Annotated in this window: 2 rRNA genes (1 of these 2 running past the window's edge); both read right to left on the bottom strand. The window is 51.7% G+C overall.

Features of this window, described 5'->3' with window-relative positions:
• Positions 1-106, bottom strand: a 5S ribosomal RNA gene (gene rrf / locus AB0H93_RS44145); the annotation flags it as partial.
• Between the two features lie 186 nt (positions 107-292).
• Positions 293-3,089, bottom strand: a 23S ribosomal RNA gene (locus AB0H93_RS44150) (it continues 230 nt past the right edge of the window).

Below are 3,089 nucleotides of genomic sequence, written 5' to 3' on the forward strand. Positions count from 1 at the left end.
GTCCTACTCTCACAGGGGGAAGCCCCCAACTACCATCGGCGCTAAAGAGCTTAACTTCCGTGTTCGGTATGGGAACGGGTGTGACCTCTTTGCCATCATCACTAGACTATTTTCGGCTTTCAATATACATCGTATTTCTTCGTCAGCTGCTGTCGTTCAGTCAGTCACGTACTTAAGTACGCTCCTTCCCTCTCTCCATTGCTTCCTCGAACTACTCGTATCTTGAAACCCTTCATAAAAGAAATTATTCTTTCAAAACTGGATAAACGGTTCATTGAATGCTTCAAACTTTTTGGTTAAGTCCTCGATCGATTAGTATTCGTCAGCTCCATGTGTCACCACACTTCCACCTCGAACCTATCTACCTCATCGTCTTTGAGGGATCTTACTTACTTGCGTAATGGGAAATCTCATCTTGAGGGGGGCTTCATGCTTAGATGCTTTCAGCACTTATCCCGTCCACACATAGCTACCCAGCGATGCCTTTGGCAAGACAACTGGTACACCAGCGGTGTGTCCATCCCGGTCCTCTCGTACTAAGGACAGCTCCTCTCAAATTTCCTACGCCCACGACGGATAGGGACCGAACTGTCTCACGACGTTCTGAACCCAGCTCGCGTACCGCTTTAATGGGCGAACAGCCCAACCCTTGGGACCGACTACAGCCCCAGGATGCGATGAGCCGACATCGAGGTGCCAAACCTCCCCGTCGATGTGGACTCTTGGGGGAGATAAGCCTGTTATCCCCGGGGTAGCTTTTATCCGTTGAGCGATGGCCCTTCCATGCGGAACCACCGGATCACTAAGCCCGTCTTTCGACCCTGCTCGACTTGTAGGTCTCGCAGTCAAGCTCCCTTGTGCCTTTACACTCTACGAATGATTTCCAACCATTCTGAGGGAACCTTTGGGCGCCTCCGTTACCTTTTAGGAGGCGACCGCCCCAGTCAAACTGTCCGCCTGACACTGTCTCCTGCCCCGCTAAGGGGCATGGGTTAGAATTTCAATACAACCAGGGTAGTATCCCACCGACGCCTCCTTCGAAGCTGGCGCTCCGAGATCTCTGGCTCCTACCTATCCTGTACAAGTTGTACCAAAATTCAATATCAGGCTACAGTAAAGCTCCACGGGGTCTTTCCGTCCTGTCGCGGGTAACCTGCATCTTCACAGGTACTATAATTTCACCGAGTCTCTCGTTGAGACAGTGCCCAGATCGTTACGCCTTTCGTGCGGGTCGGAACTTACCCGACAAGGAATTTCGCTACCTTAGGACCGTTATAGTTACGGCCGCCGTTTACTGGGGCTTCAATTCGCAGCTTCGCTTGCGCTAACCACTCCTCTTAACCTTCCAGCACCGGGCAGGCGTCAGCCCCTATACGTCACCTTACGGTTTTGCAGAGACCTGTGTTTTTGCTAAACAGTCGCCTGGGCCTATTCACTGCGGCTCTCATGCGCTTGCACGCTCAAGAGCACCCCTTCTCCCGAAGTTACGGGGTCATTTTGCCGAGTTCCTTAACGAGAGTTCTCTCGCACACCTTAGGATTCTCTCCTCGACTACCTGTGTCGGTTTGCGGTACGGGCACCTCTCACCTCGATAGAGGCTTTTCTTGGCAGTGTGAAATCAGGAACTTCGTCCATACGGACTCGCCATCACAGCTCAACGTTACAGTGTGCGGATTTGCCTACACACACGCCTTACTGCTTGGACGCGCATAACCAACAGCGCGCTTACCCTATCCTACTGCGTCCCCCCATTTCTCAAACGGTGAGGAGGTGGTACAGGAATATCAACCTGTTGTCCATCGCCTACGCCTATCGGCCTCGGCTTAGGTCCCGACTAACCCTGAGCGGACGAGCCTTCCTCAGGAAACCTTAGTCATACGGTGGACGGGATTCTCACCCGTCTTTCGCTACTCATACCGGCATTCTCACTTCTAAGCGCTCCACCAGTCCTTCCGGTCTGACTTCAACGCACTTAGAACGCTCTCCTACCACTGACATCGTAGATGTCAATCCACAGCTTCGGTGAATCGTTTAGCCCCGATACATTTTCGGCGCAGCGTCACTCGACCAGTGAGCTATTACGCACTCTTTAAATGATGGCTGCTTCTAAGCCAACATCCTGGTTGTCTGTGCAACGCCACATCCTTTTCCACTTAACGATTACTTTGGGACCTTAGCTGGTGGTCTGGGCTGTTTCCCTTTTGACTACGGATCTTATCACTCGCAGTCTGACTCCCGTGTATAAATATCTGGCATTCGGAGTTTGTCTGAATTCGGTAAACCGGGATGGCCCCCTAGTCCAAACAGTGCTCTACCTCCAGTATTCTCATCACGAGGCTAGCCCTAAAGCTATTTCGGAGAGAACCAGCTATCTCCAAGTTCGATTGGAATTTCTCCGCTACCCACACCTCATCCCCGCACTTTTCAACGTGCGTGGGTTCGGGCCTCCAGTAAGTGTTACCTTACCTTCACCCTGGACATGGGTAGATCACCTGGTTTCGGGTCTACGACCACGTACTAATTCGCCCTATTCAGACTCGCTTTCGCTGCGGCTCCGCCTTCTAAAGCTTAACCTCGCACGTAATCGTAACTCGCCGGTTCATTCTACAAAAGGCACGCTATCACCCATTAACGGGCTCTAACTACTTGTAGGCACACGGTTTCAGGATCTCTTTCACTCCCCTTCCGGGGTGCTTTTCACCTTTCCCTCACGGTACTGGTTCACTATCGGTCACTAGGTAGTATTTAGCCTTGGGAGATGGTCCTCCCGGATTCCGACGGAATTTCACGTGTTCCGCCGTACTCAGGATCCACTCAGGAGGGAACGAACTTTCGACTACAGGGCTTTTACCTGCTCTGGCGGACCTTTCCAAGTCGCTTCATCTAACTCGCTCTTTTGTAACTCCGTATTGAGTGTCCTACAACCCCAAGAGGCAAGCCTCTTGGTTTGGGCTCTTCCCGTTTCGCTCGCCGCTACTCAGGGAATCGATTTTTCTTTCTCTTCCTCCAGGTACTTAGATGTTTCAGTTCCCTGGGTCTGCCTTCAAGACGCTATGTATTCACGTCAAGATACTACGCGATTAAACGTA

The sequence above is a fragment of the Saccharopolyspora sp. NPDC050642 genome (assembly GCF_040654735.1).
In the GTDB taxonomy this organism is placed as follows: Bacteria; Actinomycetota; Actinomycetes; order Mycobacteriales; family Pseudonocardiaceae; genus Saccharopolyspora; species Saccharopolyspora elongata.